Here is a 17965-nt window from a genome sequence, read left to right on the forward strand (position 1 = left end):
CGATGACGCGATCGGTGACCGAACGGGATTCGCCCGGTCGAGCCAAATCCCGTCATTTTCATCAAGGAGCCGAAACATGACCAACAATTTTGTGCGAACGGCTTTCGCCATTCCGGTGATGCCGCACGAAGCCCTGTTACTCGAAGAATGCTTTGCCGTGGCCGATGAGCTGTCCAGCGATTTCGCCGAACTTCCGATCGACGGCATGCAGACGGTGAAAGCTTACTACGCATCCCGCAGCGACGCTTTCAAGATCACCTTCCCGAAGAAACCGGAAGAAGACGATCCTTTCGCCGGCTTCTTCGACCTCTGGTCCGATCCCGGCTTTCTCGGCTTTGACGCCGACCTCAGTATCCGGGGCGATCCGGAGGGCAAAGCGCAGTTCGCATTCATCAGCGGCCATGATGTCGACGTTCCGTCAATCGCCTCGCTGATCCAGAAGGTCTGCAAATCCGCGTTGCCCTTCGGTTTTCAGTGGGCGGAAGGTAACGAGGAGGACGACGGGTGCCGCTCCTTTGCGGGCGGATATTATGTCATATCCGACACCGAGATCTTCGGCGGCCCGACCCGCTGGCTCATGAATGAAACGCTGCACACCCTGCGGGCAGGTGCGGCGTGAAGCCCCTGCTCAAACGGCCGTGCAACGAGTGCCCCTGGCGCCGCGACCATCCTGCCGGCTGGCTTGGCGGCTATCGGCCGGAAGACTTCACGCAGCAAATCCAGTTCGATGGGCCGCCGCTGCCATGCCATAAGACCATCCCGGGCGACGGCACCGATGCCCGCGCCATGTGCGCCGGCGCGCTCATATTCATGCGCAACTCGTGCAAAGGTGCGCACCATCCCGACTATGGCGATGCGCTCGACACGGTCGAGCCCGACACCGCGACGGTGTTCGCGTGGTCCCACGAGTTTATCGATCACCACTGCAACCCGGACAAATGGCTGGAGCGTGTTCGGGCCAGGATGACCGCCCAGCGTTGACGTCCTCGGTCAGTGAACGGCTCAATCGCCCTGATGGAAGGGAAGGTGGCGGGAGGGGTGCGGCGATGGGTTCGCTGCCAGTCAGGAGACTCCTATGTCATTTTCCACCTCGACACGCACGACAAGCGGCCGTTCCGGCTTCACACAGGCCGACGAGCCGCCCGGTCCGCTCGATACGATCTTACGCGAACTGTTCCGCATCGCCCAACGCGCCGGTGCCTGCCGGATCCATGTCGAAACGTTCGATTATGAAGGACGTCCGACCCTCTCCGTCCTTGACAATGGCTCGGGGATCGACAGTCCACGGGCCTTGCTCGCACTGGACGCCTTCGGTTGGCGCGCGGCCCGTCTGCGGTCGCAGCCTTCATCTGGCCTCGCGCTATCGAGCCTGGTTGGACGGCATACGATCGTCCGGTCCGGTCCCGATGAAACCGAACCCGCATGGAGCGTGACGATTCCAGCCGAGGCCTGGACTGGTGAAGCGCCGATCGCGGTCGAGCCGGATGGCGGCCTTTGCGGCACCAATATCATGGTCGAGATTCCCGAAGAATGGCGTCCGGGGCTCGAGGACGCCGTGGCAGCCGCCGCGCGGCACGTGCCCATGCACGTCTTTTTCCACGCCCGGTGGAAGAATCCCGACTGATCCCGAACGATCGGGCCGGTGCCTGCCGCGCCGGCTCCGGCCGTGCCTTTTAAGGAAACATCCGATGCACGACGATCAATTCGACGCGCTGGTCGACGACGCGACCCATGCCGTCAACAACCTAATTCCCGACCGGCTGCTCGACGGCCTGGGCGATAGCGGAAGGTCGAACCTGCTTTTCCAGATCAACGACGTGCTGACGCCGATCCTGCGCGAGGTGGTCGACACCGCCGGGGACGACAGCGACAATCCGACCCGCGCAAGCACGATCGCCGGGCTTTTGTCAGAGCTTCTGGAGACGCATGCCGCCAAATGTGACGATGGCGGAGCTCGTGAGGAAGACCGTCCGCCGCATGTGATTTCGGAAGTCCACGGCACCAGCGCCAATATCGACAGCATCGCGAGCTGCGACATCGAAACCGGGACGCAAATCTACCTCGTCCTGGACAATGGCGCGGCGTTCCGCATTGCCGTGGAAGCGGTCGCCTGATGATCGAAATGCACATGGCGCTGCTCGCACTTCTCCGATCGCGACGGCCCATCACCTGAGACCCTGATCCAGCGTCGACCTTGCCCGCCTGGCGGGACGCAAAGCTTCCTCAACGCACACACAAGGAGGATATCATGGCCCAACTGTCGCCGCTCAGATCCCGCCTTTGCGATTTCGACCGAGCCTATGCGCTGGCGATCCGCATACGCGAGACCACCGGACGCCATCAGTTCGTCCTGCGCACGGGCGATCCGATCCAGCCATTCCGCATAACGGAGACGCGTCCGGCAATGGACGAAGGTCTGGTCCTGCACGTCGCCTGATCCCGATTCCCATCGTCACGGAGCTACGCCAATGGACGCTGCCGCCCAATATCCCATCAAGCCGGGCATGTGGATCAGGACCGAGGAGGGCGAGAAGCTCTTCTTCCTGCGATACTCGTTGACCGGCCATTGGGGCTTCTTCTCGGAAGACCGCCACCACGCCACACGGGAACACAAGCTCCCGCTCGCGGGCCTGCAACCCTGGCACCAGGAGCGCCGCCGATGAAAACCCACGTCATGACCAGCGGCCTTCGGATCACGCTGTCAAAAACCGAACTCCAGGCGTTGCTGACCCTCGCGCGCTATGGCGCCGAACAGATCGCGGTCGCGCGACTATTACATCGTGCCCAAGCGGCAGGAAGCCGTGGCGCCCGACATCATCAAGGGCCTCGAAGACGGCCTGGCATCGCTTCGGTGGAAGCAGGCGGAGGCCAGGGAGAGACGCGACGCACCCAGGCGCGAGGCCGAACGCCGCGCCGCACGCGAGCATCACGCCGTGGTCGACGGCTTTACGGTCTTCGGCACGCTCGGAGACTGGACCGACCTCTCGGACCACCCCGACGAGCGCCGGTGGGCGGATATGTTCATGCCAGGGACCGAGCCAAGGGAACAGGCCGAACTGCGTCGTAACGTCTGGCGGATATACGTCAGCAAAGGCAGTGCGGCGTCGGACGACTTCACGGTCTTTCCGGGCGACTGCACCGAAACCGCCGACCGCGGAGAAATCGAGCATCTCGCTCGGCGGATCATCGCCAAATATCAGAAATGACGATCTCGCGTCAGCGGGATGCACGCAATCCGGGAAGTGGGTCGCATCGGGGCGAGGCGCTGCCTCTGCTCTTCACAGGAGTTGCGCCATGCAGGAAATCACATTTCATCTCGGCTCCGCCGGACATCCGGTAAGCTGGACCCTCCATGCCGTCTACGGTCGTGCCTGCGGGATCGCGTTCGCCTCCGCCCGCGCATGGTACGCCCGGCAGGTATCGGCCCCCAAATTGGCGACGACGCCGCCAGGCGGCCAATATGTCGTGCAGATCAGGAATAATCAGGTCGTGAACGCCGAGCTGTTCTTCGACGCCGAGTATTTCCGGCATCATCAGGAGCCGGACGACCTATCCTGGCTATGCCAGTTTCACACGTTTCCGCTCGAGATGCCCGAGCGCCTCAAGGACATCGTCACCGCGGACCTGCGCAGCCGGCTGATCGCCGCCGGGTTTCTGATCCCCCGCGCCGAATGGATTGCGCGATACCCCGATCAGGCGGAGTTTTTGCGGCAATTCCGCGAACTGCGGCATCGGGACGGTGCATAGTCCGCGGGCCTCGTCTTAGCCGCGCGAAGAGAAGGAGGAGGGATGGTGGTTAGGTCCATTTGGGAGTCCACCAGCCATGCACGTTGCCAACCACGCTTCGGGTAGTCTGTCTCGAACGCCGCCGGTCTTCATTTCGGGATCCCTGTCGATCCGGCACCTCCCGACCGTCGTGAAGGAGCGGCTCTGCGCCATCGTCGACCAGGCGCTGCCCGTCGTTATCGGGGATGCACGCGGTGCGGACGCGGCTGTCCAGCGGTTCCTTGCCGATTGCGGCGTGCGTCATGTCACGGTCTTTTGCAGCGACACGAGCCCCCGGCACAATCTCGGGCACTGGCCTGTCCAACACGTGAGAGCCAACGCACCTTCCGGCACGCGCGCCTTCCACAACGCGAAAGACCGCGAAATGTCTGGCCTGGCAGGGGCCGGCTTCGTCATCTGGGATGGGTCCAGCCAAGGCAGCCGGGCCAACATCCGTCACTTGTGCGAGCGTGGACGCTATATCGTCGTCTTTCTCCGAGCCGAAAACCGCTTTGCCGTCCTGTCCAGCAACGCGAAACGGATGGCCTTTCTAACTTCCGGCCGCCTCGACTGACATCACGGTGACCACGCCGGGGCTTTCGCGAAAACTCCTGGCCCACACGGGCACGCAGGGCCATCAATCGAAGGACATTCGCTTATGAATCCCGCCCTTGCCAATGAGCTTGCCGCTCGCGTCGACGAGGGTTGGCACCCTGTCACTCTCGACGACATCGAGCGGCGGCTGCGCGATATCGGTTACGCCCTTGATCGTCGCCTGGACTGCCGTTCGACCGCTCGAATCATGACCGGCTCTCGCGCCGGAAAAACCTATCCTTGCCTCTCGACCGGCATCAAGGAGACCGACACTGGCCGTTGCGCCTGCCACACCGAGGCTCGGCGCGATGCCAATTTCCGAACTCTGCAACAGCTTCGCTTCATGGACCTCTGATCCTTTGCGGACCGTTGTCCACCGCTTGAAAGGCGGGCGTTTCATCTCTAGATATTGAATCGATCGTTTCGATCGATACGATCGAATGGAGGTATTATGCAGACGATTACGGCCAATGAAGCCAAAACCCGCTTCGGCGAACTGATCGACCGGGTTCAGCGCGAGCCCGTGCGGGTTACGCGCCGCAACCGGGTGGTCGGCGTCATGGTTTCCCCGGAGGATTACGCGGCGATGCGGGAGTTCTACGCGGACAGGCTTGCCCGCACGCTACGCGAAACCGCGAGCGAGGCTGCGCGCAAGGGCCTGACCGACAGCGAACTGGAGCGTCTGCTTTCCGATGAAGGGTGACGCTTTCGTTCTCGATACGAATGTCCTCATCAGCGCCGCGCTTTCGGCGGAATCGCCCCCTGCCAGAGTGACCCACTGGGTGATCGCTAATGCCCGGCTGATCTTCGCCGAACCCACTTTCGAGGAATTCCGATCCCGGCTCTGGCGTCCGAAGTTCGACAGATATTTGACGATCGAGCGTCGGAACCAGATCCTGCACGATTTCAGCGCTATCGCGGACTGGGTGGAACTGAACAGCGATCCTCTCCCGGTCAGCAGCCGGGATCCCGACGATGATATGTTTATCCGCGCCGCCATTGCCGGATCGGCCCGCTGGCTGGTGAGTGGGGACCGGGATTTACTTGAGGTTCAAGGTTTGCCTGCCCCCACGATCGTGTCGCCCGCGGACATGCTGAAACGCATTTCCGCATAGGCGGCACAGCCTCAGGCCCCTTCGAGCAGCCGCTCGCGGGCCAAATCCAGCGCATGCGACAGCCGCATCGCCACCACCTGGTCCTTGGGATCGACGAGGCATTCAAGAGCCGCCTCCATGTGCTTGATAGCGTTTTCCAACCCAGGTGCTTCATCCGTCATCTTTGGTTCTCCGCTAGTCCGCGCTCAGTCGGCGGGCACCCTCCTTGTGGAGGATGCCGGCCCCTGAGCCGGACGGTTGAAAACGCGAAAGATAGACGCGTGCCTGAATTTTTAGCCGGAGCCTGGACATAGTACAGGCCATCCGGCCGCAAAGGCATGCAGCCGACTCTATCTCTCGGAGTTTCAACGCTCCGGCCCACCACCGGCAGACGCACATCCCCTAGCCCGATCAAGCGTTAGTTGCCAGTCGGTTCGTGTGAAATTACCGGATGTCGAGGTCAGGTGTGCGGGATCAGCGCGTCGACTGGCGGGCCGCTTCGACCGGGCGATACATGTCTGCCCGATCGCGCATCAGGGCAGCGAGCCAGACCAGATCGCTTGCGGCATCAGCCAGCGGCAGGGGCGCAACCTTGTCGAACAGACGGCGCTGATAGGAAGACCCGTGATCGTGAATCTCAACCAGACGGTTGCGCGCCGGGCTGTTCGGATCGGTGATTTCCGCATTGGCTTCGCGAGCCGCATCGAGAAAGGCTTCTGCCAGTTCCTGCGCCTCATAGTAGCCGGAATCCAGGCCTTCCCCCAGAGCGAGGGCGGCGAGTTCGCTACGCACGCCGGTAAGATCGGAGTCGTTCACCGCATCGATCAGTGGCATGTTAAAATCGAAGGTGGTGAGATAATCCGCGATCATGGAGAAACGTCCTTTCAACCATTTACTAGAACATAAAAAGAACGCAATCAAGCTCTCAAACCTCCTATGCTGAAGGACTTTCGTCATGCTTTCTTCCTCCGCAGGGGCCGCCCACAGCGGCCATCCTCCCGCGCAGTGTCCATGGCGGCTGCACCCCTGCGTCTCCATGGCCGTCTTCGCCGCAACGCGCGTGGCTTCCTCCTCGAGATGGACGATGGCCACGTCTGGCGGCTCAGGGGCGCGCAGGATTTCCCGCCGCTCCTGGATACTGCCGTCATCGTCGAGGCACGCAAGGCCAGCAGCATCCTCCTCGACGTTCTCTGGATGGGGCCGGCCTAGCACCTTGGCGGCGCGCCCGGCGCTGGTCTTCGAGCGTCGCGCCGGCGGCACCGTCGCTGCGGACCTCGGCGAGGACGCCTCGGCCCGCCATCACCCTCGGAGCAGGTCTGTCATCGCATCCTGCGCCGCTTCGCACGGTCTCGGCGTGCCAGGGCTGGTCCGGGCAAGCAAGGGCTGCCTCCGCCCAAGCTCCGGTAGAAGAAAATGGGCCTGCCGACGGAATTGCCTGTCCCAAAGGTGTCGGCAGGCCCATTTTCTTCAACCTCCACTAGGGCGCAGCGCGACGTCCCTTGCTTGCCCGGACCAGCCCTGACCCTTGAGCCCCGGCGAAGGCGGCTCCGGATGCGATGACAGACAGGCACCCGCTTCTCCTCAGGTGATCAGGAAGGAATGGCTTCGCCATGCTTTTCCTTGTTCGGGCCGCTACCGCGGCCTTTTTCTTGGCTCAGGCTCACCAGACACGATGAAATACTGTCAAGAAAACAATGACATATAACAAATAAAGGGGAGGTGGTATAAGTATAGGTGCAGACGGGGAATGATCCCCGGAGGCACATATAGGAGTAAAGGCAATGAATATCGGTGAGTTCAAGTTGAACAAGGGGCGCATTTTGGGCTGGATTGCTACCCGCACCATCGACCTGCCCAAGCTGGCCTTGCGCCCGGTCGAAAGCGAAAACGAACTGGCCCCCGCTTTTGAGATCATCGCCCCCAATGTCGGCGGCCGCGTCGTGCAGGTCGGCGCGCTCTGGGCAGCCGTCGCAAAGCGGACGGGCGAGGTATTCTATCAAGGCCATGTGGACGATCCGTCTATGCCCGAACCCCTCCCCATCGCGCTTTTCGGCTCGATTGAAGAAGGCTTCCGCGCAGCATGGCGCAGGCAGGAACGCGACGATTTCGGGCCTACCCTCCGCACGTCGCGCAACGATGCACCTTCCGGTCGCGGCGGCGGTGACGACTACGGCTTCGGGGACAGCACCGCCAATGAAAACGGCGAACTGTCCAGCCAAGGCGCCGCCGCCGATCTGGACGATGAAGTCCAGTTCTAGCCGCTAGGCCGAGACGGGCCGGGGGAGCGCAGCAACGCTTCCCCGGACCCTGACCGATCAACCTGCCATCAGGAGTGACCCATGACCAAGAAGTCAGCTAAGAGAAGCGTTAGCACACTTGCCGACTTGTCGGAACTTATCGCGGAGGAAACCGCAACGCCGGAGTTTGAAGCGTCGTTTGGCGACCCGCTTCCCCTTTCGATCATTGAACCGGGCGAAGAACCGGGCGAACATGACATGCCCGAGCCGTTTGCCGCGCAGAAGGTTTGCGGCGAACTTATCACGTCGCTTTACTGCCTATTCACCGACACACGCCTTGACCCCCTGGCCCCGCAAGTCGCTTGGGGCATCGTCAACAGCTTCCAATTCGTCGCGGGAACGCTGAAACGCCAAGAGGATGACCTGGCCAGCAAAATCCTAGACATGACACGGCGCATGGAGCCGAGCGAGGTATTCAACAAAGACCTTGAGGATACGCAGCTTCAATGCCAGTCGCTTGCCGAGCAGCGCGCCAATATCGAAACAATGCGCGACTACGCCGCCGCCATGTATAAGGCTTGCTGGCGTCGCGCATGGGCACCGGCCAAGGGTAGCAAGGCGTCATCCGTAACGACCGCAAGCTATATCAGCGCGGTTGATTTCCTGCGGGAACGCGCCCTCGCCAAGCGGGAACAGCACCATCCGCAAGGCCCGGTTGTCGTCTTTTCCGGCCCCGCCATATGGGAGGAATGGGAACCCCTCTGGACGAAGCTGACCGAAATCAAGGCGCGCGTTCCGCACATGACGCTTGTGACGACCGGGCAGCGCAAGGGGGCCGATGCCATCGCGGCAGCATGGGCCGCGCGCGAAGGTGTGCCGATTGTCGCTTTCGGCCTTTATGGCGGCGGCAAGAAACCCGCCTTCACCCGCAACAAGAAAATAGCCGAACTTCGTCCGGTCGAAGCCGTGCTTTGCGAGGGATCGGGCATACAGGCCAATCTTTACCAGACCATGCGGAAGCAGGGCGTTCCCATTCACGCTTTCCACTGGCCGAAGGATAAGCCCAAGCCCCAACGACCGCACACTATCGACACCTACCGGGCGGAGGATATATTCCAGCCCTCGGACACGTTCAGGCGAGCGCGCCGCTACGGCTGACACGAGACGGCGCGGCGCTGCCTCAAGCGCCGCGCCCCACATTGCGACACCCCCGCCAAGGCTGGCGCGCTTTCCAGCGCGCTGGCCTTTTTTCGTGCCACCGGACGCCGCCGCGCCTGACGGCGCGGCGGCGGGAGGAACCCAAAAAGGGAAGGGCCGACAGTCTCACGTCCCCGCGCCGGGAACGGCAGCCGCGCCGTTGTCTCCCTTCGCGGGCGCTTGGGCCGTTGGCGCTTTCCCCGAACGGGAGGCATCGGGCGCAACCGATGCCCCCTTGAGCGCGGCCAGCGCGGCAGCACCGCCCAGCCGCAACACATGGCCCAGCACGTCGCGGAACTCGCGTTCCGACACTTGCTCGACCGGCAGCGCCGTGACGATTCCCGCATAGCGATCGCGCAGCCTCTGGCGCGTTGCGGCAATCTCGCTCGCAATACGTTTCTCGCGCGCTTCCAGATCGGCGAGCTTATCGCGTTCAGACATTTTCGGCATGACCAGTTTCCTTGTTCAGGCTGGCCCACTCGTCACGCCCGCCTTGTCGCACAGGCGCACACGCGCCACAAGCGACCCCCGCCGCATAGCGCGGCAAATTCCCCCACATCGACCGAAACCGCAAGGGTGCGCCCGGCAGCGGTAGAGATGACGCAGCGACGCTGTCGCTGCGGGCAAGCGACGCACGCGCTGCGCGGTTTGTAATGCACCGTACGCACGGGTGCTGTGGCCGAAAACGGCCCTGTAATCAGTGCCTTGCGCTGGCAGACGCGTCAGCCAAAAAACCACAAAAGTGGCTGACACGTCTGCCGCCCCAGAAAGCGGCGTCCCAAACCCCCAGCATTTCCGCCGTTTTCTGCTGGCAGACGCGTCTGCCACGTCGATTTTATTGTGATTGCCGTCCATCCGCGCTATATTGCGGCTGCGTCGTGATCTCCTTGCCGAAGCTCCTGATGGAGCGCCCACGTTGGCAAGGATCACAATCCGGATAGACGATGCGCTTTGCGAGCGGCTGCAGCGCCGTGCTCGTAAAGTCGGCATCAGCGTTGCCGAACTCCTCCGCCCTGCGATCGACCAGGCCGCCGACCCTCGCGGCGGCTACGTCTATACGACGCAGGACGAAATCCTCTCCTGCGTCATACAGACACTCTCGATCGTCGCGGCATCGGTACGCCGTCGGTCGCCCGAAGCGCTCGAGCAGGGCATGGCCGACGCCAAAGCGTTGCTCGAAGCGAAGGGCCTGCTCGGGCCGGAGGACCAGCCATGAGCGGGCGTGGGGATACCCCCGTCACGGGCGCGCTTGTCGGCTCCCTGTCCCCCACTAGAGGCTCCTGCCACGGTGGCGATGGCGGCGATCGCTTCCTTCTGCCGTCCGGGTCTCACCCCGAACTGAAGGATCAGGCGGTCCCGGATGCCTCTGTTCGGGGGAGGGCGCAATCATGAGCATCTTCCGTAACGACACATTGGGCTCATGGACCCGCGGTGGTCAGGCGATCGTCCACAATGTCAGGATGACCACCCAGGTCTTCTTCCAGACCGTGGTCGCGGGGATCGTCCTGTGGGCGATGGGGACTGGCTGGTATGCCTTCGAGAAGTCGAGCGAGTATCAGCGTTTCGTTCTGGTCAAGATGGCGGAGGCCAGCTTCAAGGCCGATACCGCGCGAGGAACCAGTGACCCCATGCTGTTCCGCACCCCGGACGGTCGGGAATATTGGACGTCGGCCGACGCCCTTATCGAATCCCGCGTCGGTAAGAAGGCGCTCGGTAAACTCGAAACCGACCTCATCCATGGGGCGGCCATTGCCGGTATGGGGGCACTCGCCGCGCTGGTTTTCGCCTGGTTCTATTTTACCCGGACAGGACGCGGCCTCGGGTCCAACGAATATATTCGCGGCGCCCGCTTTGGGACGATCTCGGAAGTCCGCCGTGCTCTCCGGGGGCAGAAGAAAGGGGCGCTCAACATCGGCGGCGTCGCGGTGCCAGAGGCCTTCGAGCCGGAGCATATCCTGCTTGTCGGCGCCCCCGGCACGGGGAAAACCAACCTCATCACCACCATGCTCGCTGGGATCCGCAAGCAGGGCAAGCGGGCCATCGTCTATGACACCGCCGGGAGCTTCGTCGAGAAATTCTACCGCCCCGGACGCGACATCCTCCTTAACCCGCTGGACAAGCGCACTGACATCTGGAGCCCCTGGGTCGATGTCCCGCAGGAGTATCACTACGACCAGATCGCGGAATCTACCATCCCCGACAAGCATGGCGATCCCTTCTGGTCGAAGGCAGCACGCGGTACGCTGGTCGCGGTCCTGCGCAAGCTTGCCCGGCAGAAGCACACCCTCATCTCGATCCTGCTCGACCGCGTGCTCCGCTCCCCGGTCGCGGACCTCGCCGCCTATGTGAAGGGCACTGATGCCGCCGCGTTCATCTCCTCGGAAGGGGAGCGCACTTCTGCCGGCGTCCAGGCCGAGCTCGCCTCGGTCATGCGCAGTTTCTCCTATCTTGACGATACGGTGGACGGTTTCTCGATCCGTAAATGGGTCGAGGACGAGAAGGACGACAGCTGGCTGTTCGTGACCGTCAAGGCCGACCAGCTTCCCTCGCTGCGTCCCCTCATCACCGTCTGGCTCGATATCGCGATCAGCGCGATCATGAGCCTTACGCCCGATCGCAACCGGCGGCTCTATTGCGTGATCGACGAGTTGCCGACGCTTCAGAAGCTTCCTTCGCTATCCGACTTCCTGGCCCGTGCGCGCAAATATGGGGGCTGCGGCATATTGGGGTTCCAGTCCTATCCCCAGCTCAATGCCACCTACGGCAAGGAGGATGCCGCCGCCATCACCGGCTACTGCTCGACCTGGGTGGCGCTCCGGGCCAACGATTCCGATACCTCGGAACTCATCTCCAAGAATCTCGGCCGGGTCGAGCAAGTCGAGGCGAACGAGGGCATGTCCTACGGCGTCAACGACATGCGCGACGGGGTGAACTTAAGCCGTATGCAGGTGACCCGCCCGCTGGTGATGGACACCGAGGTCAACCACCTGCCCAACCTTTCGGGGTTTCTCCGGTTCGGTCGCAACCTCCCCGTCGTGCGCTTCACTGATCGCTTCAATCTCCTGCCAACGGTCGCACCCGCCTTCATCGAACGGAACGAACCGCCCAAGCGACTGCCGATCGGCGAGAAGATCATATGCGAGACACGGAAAAGTCGCCGGGCGGCGCAAGCACGACAAACGGCCGCTAGGAAAGGAGAGGCTTCATCGGACCAAGGCGCAAGACCGACACCCGGGAAGCCGCAGGGCGACTTTTTCAACCGCCCGAACGATCCTCCACCCGTGGACGAGACGACCGGTGTGCCGATCCCCGAAGAGGCGGCCGGTCACGACAAAAGCACAATACCTCCGGATCATCCTGATCCCGACATGGGCGAGGGCGATTTGCCGATCGAGGACCATGCTGATGCGGACGACGTGGTCGCGACGCCCATCCCACTGCTGGGCGCGCGGCGGGGGACCCTTCGCGTATCGCTCGATAGCCATGGCCGGTCCGAAGGACCGCGCGAGAAGGCGAAGCCGGCATGATACATCCCCGCCGTCTCAAGGGCACGGCCGCCAATATCAGCCGCTACTATACGATCGGCGACTATTATACCAAGGGCGGCGACGAACCGTCTGAATGGGGTGGCAAGCTTGCTCCCGGTCTCGGCCTGTCGGGCAAGGTCGATCCCAAACAGTTCGAGGAACTGCTGGCCGGCAAGGTCGGCGACCAGCAACTCGGTCGGCGCCGCAAGGAAGGTATCCAGCACCATCCCGGCTGGGACTTCAACATCAGCGCCCCCAAGTCGATCTCGATCCTGGCGCTGGTGACGGGCGACGAGCGGATCATCGCAGCGCATGAACGGGCGGTTGGCGTCGCGCTGGCCCATCTTGAAGAGCATGCCGAACTGCGCCGCCGCGTCGAGGGCGAGATCGTCCATGAAACGACCGGCCGGCTTCTCTTCGCCCGCTTCACCGAACATGCGAGCCGCGACCTCGATCCGCACCTTCATACCCATGTCGTCGTCCTCAACATGACCAACCATCTTCGTGGCGACCGGATGTCGAGCCTCGAGACGCGTTCGATGTTCGCGGAACAGCTCGTTACTGGGCAGATTTATCGCAACGAACTAGCCCATGACGTGCGTGAGCTCGGTCACGAGATTGTGTTCGATCCGCGCCGCGGTCTGTTCGAGGTAGCCGGCGTCCCCGGCGAAATGATCCGCGAATATTCGCAGCGGGCAGAGGAGATAAACGCCCATGCGAAGGAACATTGCCTCACCGGACAGGCTGCTCGGCGCATATCCTTCTTCGAGACGCGCAAAGCCAAGGAAAAGATCGGACTGGAGGACCTCCAGGAGCGGTGGAACAAACGTGCCGAACCCTGGCGCGAGGATCTCGACAAGCTCCTGGCGGCCGTCGCGGAGCGCGGCGAACGCACGATCGAGACTGATCCGGGCGTCGCCCGCCGCGCTGCGCTATTCGGAATCCGGCAAAGCGAGACGCGTGAAGCGGTCAACAATATCGGGCGGCTGTACCGCACCGCGCTCGCCTCCCATGTCGGTGAGGTCCGGTTCGGTGACGTGCGTCCGATATTCGATGCTCAGGAAGCCGATCGCAAGCTGCTCCGCACAGTACGCCAGACCGGCGATCAACCGCTTCCACGGGGACGCTCGTCGCGGCGGACCGCGAAACTGGAACTGGCCCTGTCGGAACATCTATCGCTCGCCATGGGCGATGCCTCTCCCGTCGCCAGCTCCGAGCGGCTGGCAGAGGCCGCGGTTGCTGCCGGTCTGACGCAAGAGCAGGCGCGCGCGCTCGAAGGGATCGGTACGGGCAACAACCGTCTTGTCGCGATCCACGGCGTCGCGGGCGCAGGAAAATCGACCCTGGTCGGCGCGCTGGTCGATGCGACCCGCGACGATTACATGACAATCGCACTTGCGCCGACGTCTTCGGCAGCGGCAGAACTGGGTAACCAGGCAAATATCGAATCCCGCACGGTCGCCTCACTGCTCGCCGGTGGCGGCCATAATATCACCGACAGGCATATTCTTGTGCTCGACGAGGCGGGCCAGCTCGGTAACCGTCAGGCATTGCGCATCCTGGAGATCAGCCGCGCGACCGGCGCGAGGCTCATCCTGCTTGGCGACAACAAGCAGACCGGTGCGATCGAGCAGGGCAAGGCGTTCTGGCTCCTTCAGCAGCTGGGACTGCCCACCAGTCAACTTCTCGATCCCATGCGCCAGCAAACCAGGACGACGAAAGAGTCGGTGGCGATGGCGCGCAAGGGCGACTATGCGGCTTCGCTTGCCGCGCTCGATCGTGTGAACACCGGGGAGACCGCAGAGGCTCTCGCCAAGGATATCGTCGTCGAGTGGACCCGGCTGCGGCCCGCTGCGCGCAATGCCACCAATATCCTTGTGCTCGACAATGCGACCCGGTTGATCGTCAACAGCCACATCCGCGAAGTGCTGAAACGCGAGGGCGCGGTCGCGGCCAATGATCACCGGCTCGAAGTCCTGACGCCGGCGGGCATGACAGATCAGGAAAAGCAGATCGCCCGCTTCTACACTGAAGGCCAGGTGCTCAAGTTTGCGCGCGACTACGCGGGTCTCGGAATCGCCCGGGACGCGGAATATCGCGTGGTCGGGATTGGGCGGAATAATAATGGCCGCCAGGTCGTGCGCCTGGCCGACGAGCATGGCCGTCAGATTGAATGGAATCCCCGGCTTGGCAAAGCGGCGCACGTCAACGTCTTCCTGACCGAGCAGCGCCAGCTCGGCGAGGGGGACCGCATCCAGTGGCGGCTCGTCAACAAGGATATCGGCGTCAAGAACGCCGAGCGTGGCACTGTGTTGGCCTTCGACGGGACGATTGCCACTATCAAATGGGACCGCGGCGAGCGTGTGCAGGATGTGGACCTGTCCGCTCATAGGACCTGGGACCACGGCTACGCGGAAACTGTCTATTCCTCCCAGTCGAAAAGCTACCCGCGGACCTATGTGCTGGCGCCGGTCGAATCCGGTCTGGTCAACGGCCAGAACTATTACACTGCGATCACCCGCGCTCGCTATGGTGTGAAGCTGTGGACCGAGGATGTGACACGTCTTGCGGCCAAGCTGGCGTCGCGCTCGGGCGAGAAGACCTCGACGCTCGAAGGGCTTGGCCGGCTCAAGGCCGACAGCCACAAGCAGCGGGGCGCGCGCCACAAGGAACGCCACGATCGGTCGCGCGAGGCGAATGCCCGCGAACGGGACGAACGCAACGCCGAGCGCGAACAGCGCCGGCAGGGGCGGGTAACACAGGCCCGCCGGGCTTCGCTGACAGCCTTGCCAGTCGCGCGCAAGAGGCTGCCGTTTTGGTCGACCGCTTCCTGCGCGGCACTCTCGATCGCGATCGCGCGCCCGAATCCACCGAGCGTGGCAGCGCGCCCCATCATGTTCACCAGCCAGCACCTCAACCGCAGCATGACCATGGCGATCATGGCAGCGGACACGACCGATAGGAGGGTTACCCATGAATCTGAATCTTGTTCTCATTCTGATCCTCTGCACCGCACTGCTGGCGCTTCTCTTTCGTCACGACCGCATCCCCATCCGCCATCGATGGCGACGGCGGCAGGCCCGGGAGATGTGCGAGCAACTGCGGGGGCGGGACCGCGATCAGCCGGTCGCGCTCCATTATGCGCGGTTCCGCGCCATGGACCCGCTCGCGTTCGAGGAGTTGCTGCTCGAAGCCTTCGAGCGGCGCGGGCACCGCGTCATCCGCAATTGCCGCTATACGGGTGACGGCGGCGTCGACGGCGAAGTCATCATCGATGGAATACGCTTCCTGATCCAGGCCAAGCGCTACAAAGACGCCATCAGGCCCGAACATGTCTGGGACTTTGCCCAGCTCTGCGCCACCAGAAGGCAGCGCGGCCTGTTCATTCATACCGGCCGCACCGGCGGGATGAGTCGCGCCGTTGTCGATGGTGCGACGGGTATCCAGATCGTGTCAGGCCAGAAACTGCTCGCCCTGTTGACGGGGGCGCCGTTCTTACCTGACCTGTGTGAACCTCGTCGCCCCAGAGAAACCATCGCTTTCAGGCGGACGTCGTCATGAACGCGCTGTCCTGCTCACGATCGCAGCGACCCCGCTATTATATCGGCATCGCCTCGCTTTTGTCGCTCTCGCTTGTTCTCGCGCCAACGCCCGCACTGGCACAGCGTGGAGGATCGGCGGAGGCGGCCGAGCTCGCGCGCTGCATCCGCATTGCTGCGCGGGGCTATGGCTGGCTCGAAAAGACCCTCTGGGGACTGCGCAAGCAGGAGGCGGGCTGGATCGGAGCCGAAATCGCCAACACCAACGGAACGCATGACCTGGGACCGCTCCAGATCAACTCATGGTGGGTGCCCCGCATCGCCCGCCTCATCGGCAGGTCCGAGCATCAGGTCCGCCATTGGCTGCGCTACGATGCCTGCTTCAATGTCGAAGCGGCGCGCTGGATATTCATCTCCGGACTGGAGGCTACAGGCGACTATTGGAAGGCCATCGGCACTTATCACAGCCCCACCGCCTGGCGACAGCGGGCCTATGCAACAAAGGTCGCAACCCACATGCGCGTGAGGTTCGGACCGAAGGTGTTCGCAGCAACCGGTATCGACGCACCGAGATAGGGGCGACGAGAAGCGGGAACCGGTGGCCGGATATGGCAGTGTCGCCGTTTCCTGGGTGACTGGTATCCTAGGCTGCCATTGCTGGACGGCATTGGTGATGAGCTCGGCGCTACTATCTCAGCGTATGTGTTCGGGTGGGCCACGCGAGATGAACAGGTCAGTCAATCCTCGACCATGTTGTCGCTCTGGCGAAGGCAAACACTCAACTGGGCGTCAAACTAGCCGAGGTCTGGCGCGAGAGTGGGTAGAAGCTGATCGTCCTCGGCACCAGGGCTGAGGGGGAGGCCCGCGATGAAACGCTGTCGGTACTTCGCCGCAAGCTCTACGATATCACGCGGCTTGGCATGACAGTCGTCATCGCCGGTGACGAGACCGTGCCGCGTATTACCCCAGATCTGGCGTTTTTGGGGCAGAATGAACCGCAACGCTGTCGCGCTGGATCGCATTCGCATGGGCCGCGCCGCGCGTCCCAGTGTCCTCTACGGTCTTCGCGGTGTCGGCAAGACCGTGTTGCTGGTGACGATGCGGGATGCCGCCGAGGTGGAGGGGACGTCGATCTTTATGATCGAAGCGCCTGAGAACCGATCTCTCCCCGGCATTCTCGTTCGGCGCTTCGGGCGGCGCTGCTGCGGCTCCACCGAGAGAAGCAGGCTTCAGAGGGGGCGATCTCGAAGCGGATCTTTCGGATCTGATAGTCACGATAGGGAAGGCCGCACGGGAATGGGGTTCGGCGATGGAACTGGTGATCGATGAGGTGCAATACGTGCCTGAAGCGCAGCTTGCGGCGTTGACCAGCGCTTTGCGCCGGGCGAGGCAGAAGCAGTTGCCGGTGACGATGATCGCTGCAGGATTGCCTCAGCTTATTGGTCGAATGGGGCGCGCCAAATCCTATGCAGAACGCCTTTTCGAATTTGTTGCGATCGGGCTGCTCGACAATGTGTCTGCTAGAGATGCGATCTGCCTCCCGATTGAACGGGAAGGTGAAACGATCGAAGATATTGCGCTGAGCGCTATCGTGGATAGAACGCAAGGATATCCGTATTTCTTCCAGGAATGGGAGAAGCACAGTTGGGATGCCGCTGATATTCCCTGTCACAGAGGGGATGTCGATAGCGCGACGCGGAGCGCACTGGCCGAAGCGATGAGCGTGAAGGTTTCAAGCGTGGCGCCGACCCGCAACAATTTGATCGCCAAGGGGATGCTTTACAGTCCGGCCCATGGAGATACCGCGTTTACGGTGCCATTACTCGACGCGTTCATGCGGCGTGTAATGCCAAACGGCTAAGGTGAATATTTGGAATCGTTCTGTTCGGCTGCCCTATCCACCTGGCCATGTTTCATGAGGCCGAACCAACGGTGCTTACCCGATATGTTGGCAACTGGCGGCTTATCGCAAATAGAATGCCACCGGGATTGTCAGTTCCACCGAATCGGGG

General features: G+C 62.6%; 24 protein-coding genes. 21 read left to right on the forward strand and 3 right to left on the reverse strand.

Annotated elements, in window-relative coordinates:
* Positions 1-76 precede the first annotated feature (76 nt).
* From ACGGKE_RS02525 to ACGGKE_RS02580, 12 genes are all read left to right on the forward strand, one after another.
* Positions 77-619: a hypothetical protein gene (locus ACGGKE_RS02525; RefSeq protein WP_048575799.1), complete on the forward strand. Its 543-nt coding sequence runs from the start codon at positions 77-79 to the stop codon at positions 617-619.
* Positions 616-981 (forward strand): DUF6283 family protein, encoded by a 366-nt coding sequence (locus tag ACGGKE_RS02530; RefSeq protein WP_048575798.1) that lies wholly within the window; start codon positions 616-618, stop codon positions 979-981. Before ACGGKE_RS02525 ends, ACGGKE_RS02530 begins: the two co-directional genes overlap by 4 nt.
* 94 nt (positions 982-1075) lie before the next feature.
* Positions 1076-1624, forward strand: coding sequence for an ATP-binding protein (locus ACGGKE_RS02535; protein ID WP_048575797.1), 549 nt, complete (start codon positions 1076-1078; stop codon positions 1622-1624).
* 64 nt (positions 1625-1688) lie between these two features.
* Positions 1689-2114 carry a hypothetical protein gene (locus tag ACGGKE_RS02540; protein WP_394439824.1) on the forward strand — a complete coding sequence of 142 codons (426 nt, stop codon included), beginning with the start codon at positions 1689-1691 and terminating at the stop codon, positions 2112-2114.
* Between the two features lie 134 nt (positions 2115-2248).
* Complete coding sequence (locus tag ACGGKE_RS02545; protein ID WP_048575795.1) at positions 2249-2437, forward strand: hypothetical protein; 189 nt, start codon at positions 2249-2251, stop codon at positions 2435-2437.
* A gap of 31 nt (positions 2438-2468) precedes the next feature.
* Complete coding sequence (locus ACGGKE_RS02550) at positions 2469-2663, forward strand: hypothetical protein (RefSeq protein ID WP_048575794.1); 195 nt, start codon at positions 2469-2471, stop codon at positions 2661-2663.
* A 117-nt stretch (positions 2664-2780) separates the two neighbouring features.
* The gene (locus tag ACGGKE_RS02555) at positions 2781-3206 is read left to right on the forward strand and encodes a hypothetical protein (RefSeq protein WP_394439828.1); all 426 of its coding nucleotides are present in this window, start codon (positions 2781-2783) and stop codon (positions 3204-3206) included.
* 88 nt (positions 3207-3294) lie between these two features.
* Positions 3295-3747, forward strand: a complete 453-nt coding sequence (locus ACGGKE_RS02560) for a hypothetical protein (RefSeq protein WP_048575792.1) — start codon at positions 3295-3297, stop codon at positions 3745-3747.
* A 76-nt stretch (positions 3748-3823) separates the two neighbouring features.
* Positions 3824-4339 carry a hypothetical protein gene (locus ACGGKE_RS02565; RefSeq protein ID WP_048575791.1) on the forward strand — a complete coding sequence of 172 codons (516 nt, stop codon included), beginning with the start codon at positions 3824-3826 and terminating at the stop codon, positions 4337-4339.
* Positions 4340-4423: 84 nt separating this feature from the next.
* Positions 4424-4714 carry a hypothetical protein gene (locus ACGGKE_RS02570; protein ID WP_048575790.1) on the forward strand — a complete coding sequence of 97 codons (291 nt, stop codon included), beginning with the start codon at positions 4424-4426 and terminating at the stop codon, positions 4712-4714.
* 96 nt (positions 4715-4810) lie between these two features.
* Positions 4811-5062, forward strand: coding sequence for a type II toxin-antitoxin system prevent-host-death family antitoxin (locus tag ACGGKE_RS02575; RefSeq protein ID WP_048575789.1), 252 nt, complete (start codon positions 4811-4813; stop codon positions 5060-5062).
* Positions 5052-5474, forward strand: a complete 423-nt coding sequence (locus tag ACGGKE_RS02580; protein ID WP_048575788.1) for a putative toxin-antitoxin system toxin component, PIN family — start codon at positions 5052-5054, stop codon at positions 5472-5474. The genes ACGGKE_RS02575 and ACGGKE_RS02580 overlap by 11 nt, the downstream gene beginning before the upstream one ends.
* Positions 5475-5485: 11 nt before the next feature.
* Here the strand turns inward: ACGGKE_RS02580 and ACGGKE_RS02585 are convergent, their stop codons facing one another.
* Positions 5486-5635 carry a hypothetical protein gene (locus ACGGKE_RS02585; protein ID WP_169800572.1) on the reverse strand — a complete coding sequence of 50 codons (150 nt, stop codon included), beginning with the start codon at positions 5633-5635 and terminating at the stop codon, positions 5486-5488.
* 292 nt (positions 5636-5927) lie between these two features.
* Positions 5928-6410 carry a hypothetical protein gene (locus tag ACGGKE_RS02590; protein WP_231923294.1) on the reverse strand — a complete coding sequence of 161 codons (483 nt, stop codon included), beginning with the start codon at positions 6408-6410 and terminating at the stop codon, positions 5928-5930.
* A 54-nt stretch (positions 6411-6464) separates the two neighbouring features.
* Between ACGGKE_RS02590 and ACGGKE_RS02595 the strand changes: the two genes are divergently transcribed.
* The 3 genes from ACGGKE_RS02595 (at position 6465) to ACGGKE_RS02605 (ending at position 8848) form a co-directional block, all read left to right on the forward strand.
* The gene (locus tag ACGGKE_RS02595) at positions 6465-6662 is read left to right on the forward strand and encodes a DUF5818 domain-containing protein (protein WP_048575786.1); all 198 of its coding nucleotides are present in this window, start codon (positions 6465-6467) and stop codon (positions 6660-6662) included.
* A gap of 572 nt (positions 6663-7234) precedes the next feature.
* The gene (locus tag ACGGKE_RS02600; protein WP_048575785.1) at positions 7235-7711 is read left to right on the forward strand and encodes a DUF736 domain-containing protein; all 477 of its coding nucleotides are present in this window, start codon (positions 7235-7237) and stop codon (positions 7709-7711) included.
* Between the two features lie 81 nt (positions 7712-7792).
* Entirely contained in the window at positions 7793-8848 is a 1056-nt protein-coding gene (locus ACGGKE_RS02605) for an SLOG family protein (protein WP_048575784.1), read from the forward strand.
* 165 nt (positions 8849-9013) lie between these two features.
* On the opposite strand, the gene ACGGKE_RS02610 is transcribed toward ACGGKE_RS02605, so the two are convergent.
* Positions 9014-9337, reverse strand: coding sequence for a hypothetical protein (locus ACGGKE_RS02610; protein ID WP_048575783.1), 324 nt, complete (start codon positions 9335-9337; stop codon positions 9014-9016).
* A gap of 466 nt (positions 9338-9803) precedes the next feature.
* Here ACGGKE_RS02610 and ACGGKE_RS02615 point away from each other — a divergent pair, with 466 nt between their 5' ends.
* From ACGGKE_RS02615 to ACGGKE_RS02640, 6 genes are all read left to right on the forward strand, one after another.
* On the forward strand, positions 9804-10103 hold the full coding sequence (locus ACGGKE_RS02615; protein WP_048575782.1) for a CopG family transcriptional regulator: 300 nt from the start codon (positions 9804-9806) through the stop codon (positions 10101-10103).
* A 172-nt stretch (positions 10104-10275) separates the two neighbouring features.
* On the forward strand, positions 10276-12414 hold the full coding sequence (locus ACGGKE_RS02620) for a type IV secretion system DNA-binding domain-containing protein (protein ID WP_048575781.1): 2139 nt from the start codon (positions 10276-10278) through the stop codon (positions 12412-12414).
* Positions 12411-15659, forward strand: a complete 3249-nt coding sequence (gene mobF, locus ACGGKE_RS02625; protein ID WP_394439837.1) for a MobF family relaxase — start codon at positions 12411-12413, stop codon at positions 15657-15659. Before ACGGKE_RS02620 ends, mobF begins: the two co-directional genes overlap by 4 nt.
* Positions 15571-15975, forward strand: a complete 405-nt coding sequence (locus ACGGKE_RS02630) for a restriction endonuclease (protein ID WP_394439839.1) — start codon at positions 15571-15573, stop codon at positions 15973-15975. Before mobF ends, ACGGKE_RS02630 begins: the two co-directional genes overlap by 89 nt.
* Positions 15972-16529, forward strand: a complete 558-nt coding sequence (locus ACGGKE_RS02635; RefSeq protein ID WP_048575778.1) for a lytic transglycosylase domain-containing protein — start codon at positions 15972-15974, stop codon at positions 16527-16529. Before ACGGKE_RS02630 ends, ACGGKE_RS02635 begins: the two co-directional genes overlap by 4 nt.
* A 733-nt stretch (positions 16530-17262) precedes the next feature.
* On the forward strand, positions 17263-17814 hold the full coding sequence (locus ACGGKE_RS02640) for a hypothetical protein (RefSeq protein ID WP_053085621.1): 552 nt from the start codon (positions 17263-17265) through the stop codon (positions 17812-17814).
* The last annotated feature ends 151 nt before the right edge of the window (positions 17815-17965 follow it).

Source organism: Sphingobium naphthae (genome assembly GCF_043589935.1).
Lineage (GTDB): Bacteria > Pseudomonadota > Alphaproteobacteria > Sphingomonadales > Sphingomonadaceae > Sphingobium > Sphingobium naphthae_A.

What these genes read in the sequence shown, in the direction of transcription:
- ACGGKE_RS02535 (WP_048575797.1), top strand. Translation starts at nt 1,076, where the DNA reads ATGTCATTTTCCACCTCGACACGCACGACAAGCGGCCGTTCCGGCTTC.
- ACGGKE_RS02545 (WP_048575795.1), top strand. Translation starts at nt 2,249, where the DNA reads ATGGCCCAACTGTCGCCGCTCAGATCCCGCCTTTGCGATTTCGACCGA.
- ACGGKE_RS02635 (WP_048575778.1), top strand. Translation starts at nt 15,972, where the DNA reads ATGAACGCGCTGTCCTGCTCACGATCGCAGCGACCCCGCTATTATATC.
- ACGGKE_RS02590 (WP_231923294.1), bottom strand. Translation starts at nt 6,410, where the DNA reads ATGACGAAAGTCCTTCAGCATAGGAGGTTTGAGAGCTTGATTGCGTTC.
- ACGGKE_RS02605 (WP_048575784.1), top strand. Translation starts at nt 7,793, where the DNA reads ATGACCAAGAAGTCAGCTAAGAGAAGCGTTAGCACACTTGCCGACTTG.
- ACGGKE_RS02570 (WP_048575790.1), top strand. Translation starts at nt 4,424, where the DNA reads ATGAATCCCGCCCTTGCCAATGAGCTTGCCGCTCGCGTCGACGAGGGT.
- ACGGKE_RS02550 (WP_048575794.1), top strand. Translation starts at nt 2,469, where the DNA reads ATGGACGCTGCCGCCCAATATCCCATCAAGCCGGGCATGTGGATCAGG.
- ACGGKE_RS02620 (WP_048575781.1), top strand. Translation starts at nt 10,276, where the DNA reads ATGAGCATCTTCCGTAACGACACATTGGGCTCATGGACCCGCGGTGGT.
- ACGGKE_RS02640 (WP_053085621.1), top strand. Translation starts at nt 17,263, where the DNA reads ATGGAACTGGTGATCGATGAGGTGCAATACGTGCCTGAAGCGCAGCTT.
- ACGGKE_RS02540 (WP_394439824.1), top strand. Translation starts at nt 1,689, where the DNA reads ATGCACGACGATCAATTCGACGCGCTGGTCGACGACGCGACCCATGCC.
- ACGGKE_RS02630 (WP_394439839.1), top strand. Translation starts at nt 15,571, where the DNA reads ATGGACCCGCTCGCGTTCGAGGAGTTGCTGCTCGAAGCCTTCGAGCGG.
- ACGGKE_RS02585 (WP_169800572.1), bottom strand. Translation starts at nt 5,635, where the DNA reads ATGACGGATGAAGCACCTGGGTTGGAAAACGCTATCAAGCACATGGAG.
- ACGGKE_RS02580 (WP_048575788.1), top strand. Translation starts at nt 5,052, where the DNA reads ATGAAGGGTGACGCTTTCGTTCTCGATACGAATGTCCTCATCAGCGCC.
- ACGGKE_RS02595 (WP_048575786.1), top strand. Translation starts at nt 6,465, where the DNA reads ATGGCGGCTGCACCCCTGCGTCTCCATGGCCGTCTTCGCCGCAACGCG.
- ACGGKE_RS02600 (WP_048575785.1), top strand. Translation starts at nt 7,235, where the DNA reads ATGAATATCGGTGAGTTCAAGTTGAACAAGGGGCGCATTTTGGGCTGG.
- ACGGKE_RS02560 (WP_048575792.1), top strand. Translation starts at nt 3,295, where the DNA reads ATGCAGGAAATCACATTTCATCTCGGCTCCGCCGGACATCCGGTAAGC.
- ACGGKE_RS02525 (WP_048575799.1), top strand. Translation starts at nt 77, where the DNA reads ATGACCAACAATTTTGTGCGAACGGCTTTCGCCATTCCGGTGATGCCG.
- ACGGKE_RS02575 (WP_048575789.1), top strand. Translation starts at nt 4,811, where the DNA reads ATGCAGACGATTACGGCCAATGAAGCCAAAACCCGCTTCGGCGAACTG.
- ACGGKE_RS02610 (WP_048575783.1), bottom strand. Translation starts at nt 9,337, where the DNA reads ATGCCGAAAATGTCTGAACGCGATAAGCTCGCCGATCTGGAAGCGCGC.
- mobF (WP_394439837.1), top strand. Translation starts at nt 12,411, where the DNA reads ATGATACATCCCCGCCGTCTCAAGGGCACGGCCGCCAATATCAGCCGC.
- ACGGKE_RS02565 (WP_048575791.1), top strand. Translation starts at nt 3,824, where the DNA reads ATGCACGTTGCCAACCACGCTTCGGGTAGTCTGTCTCGAACGCCGCCG.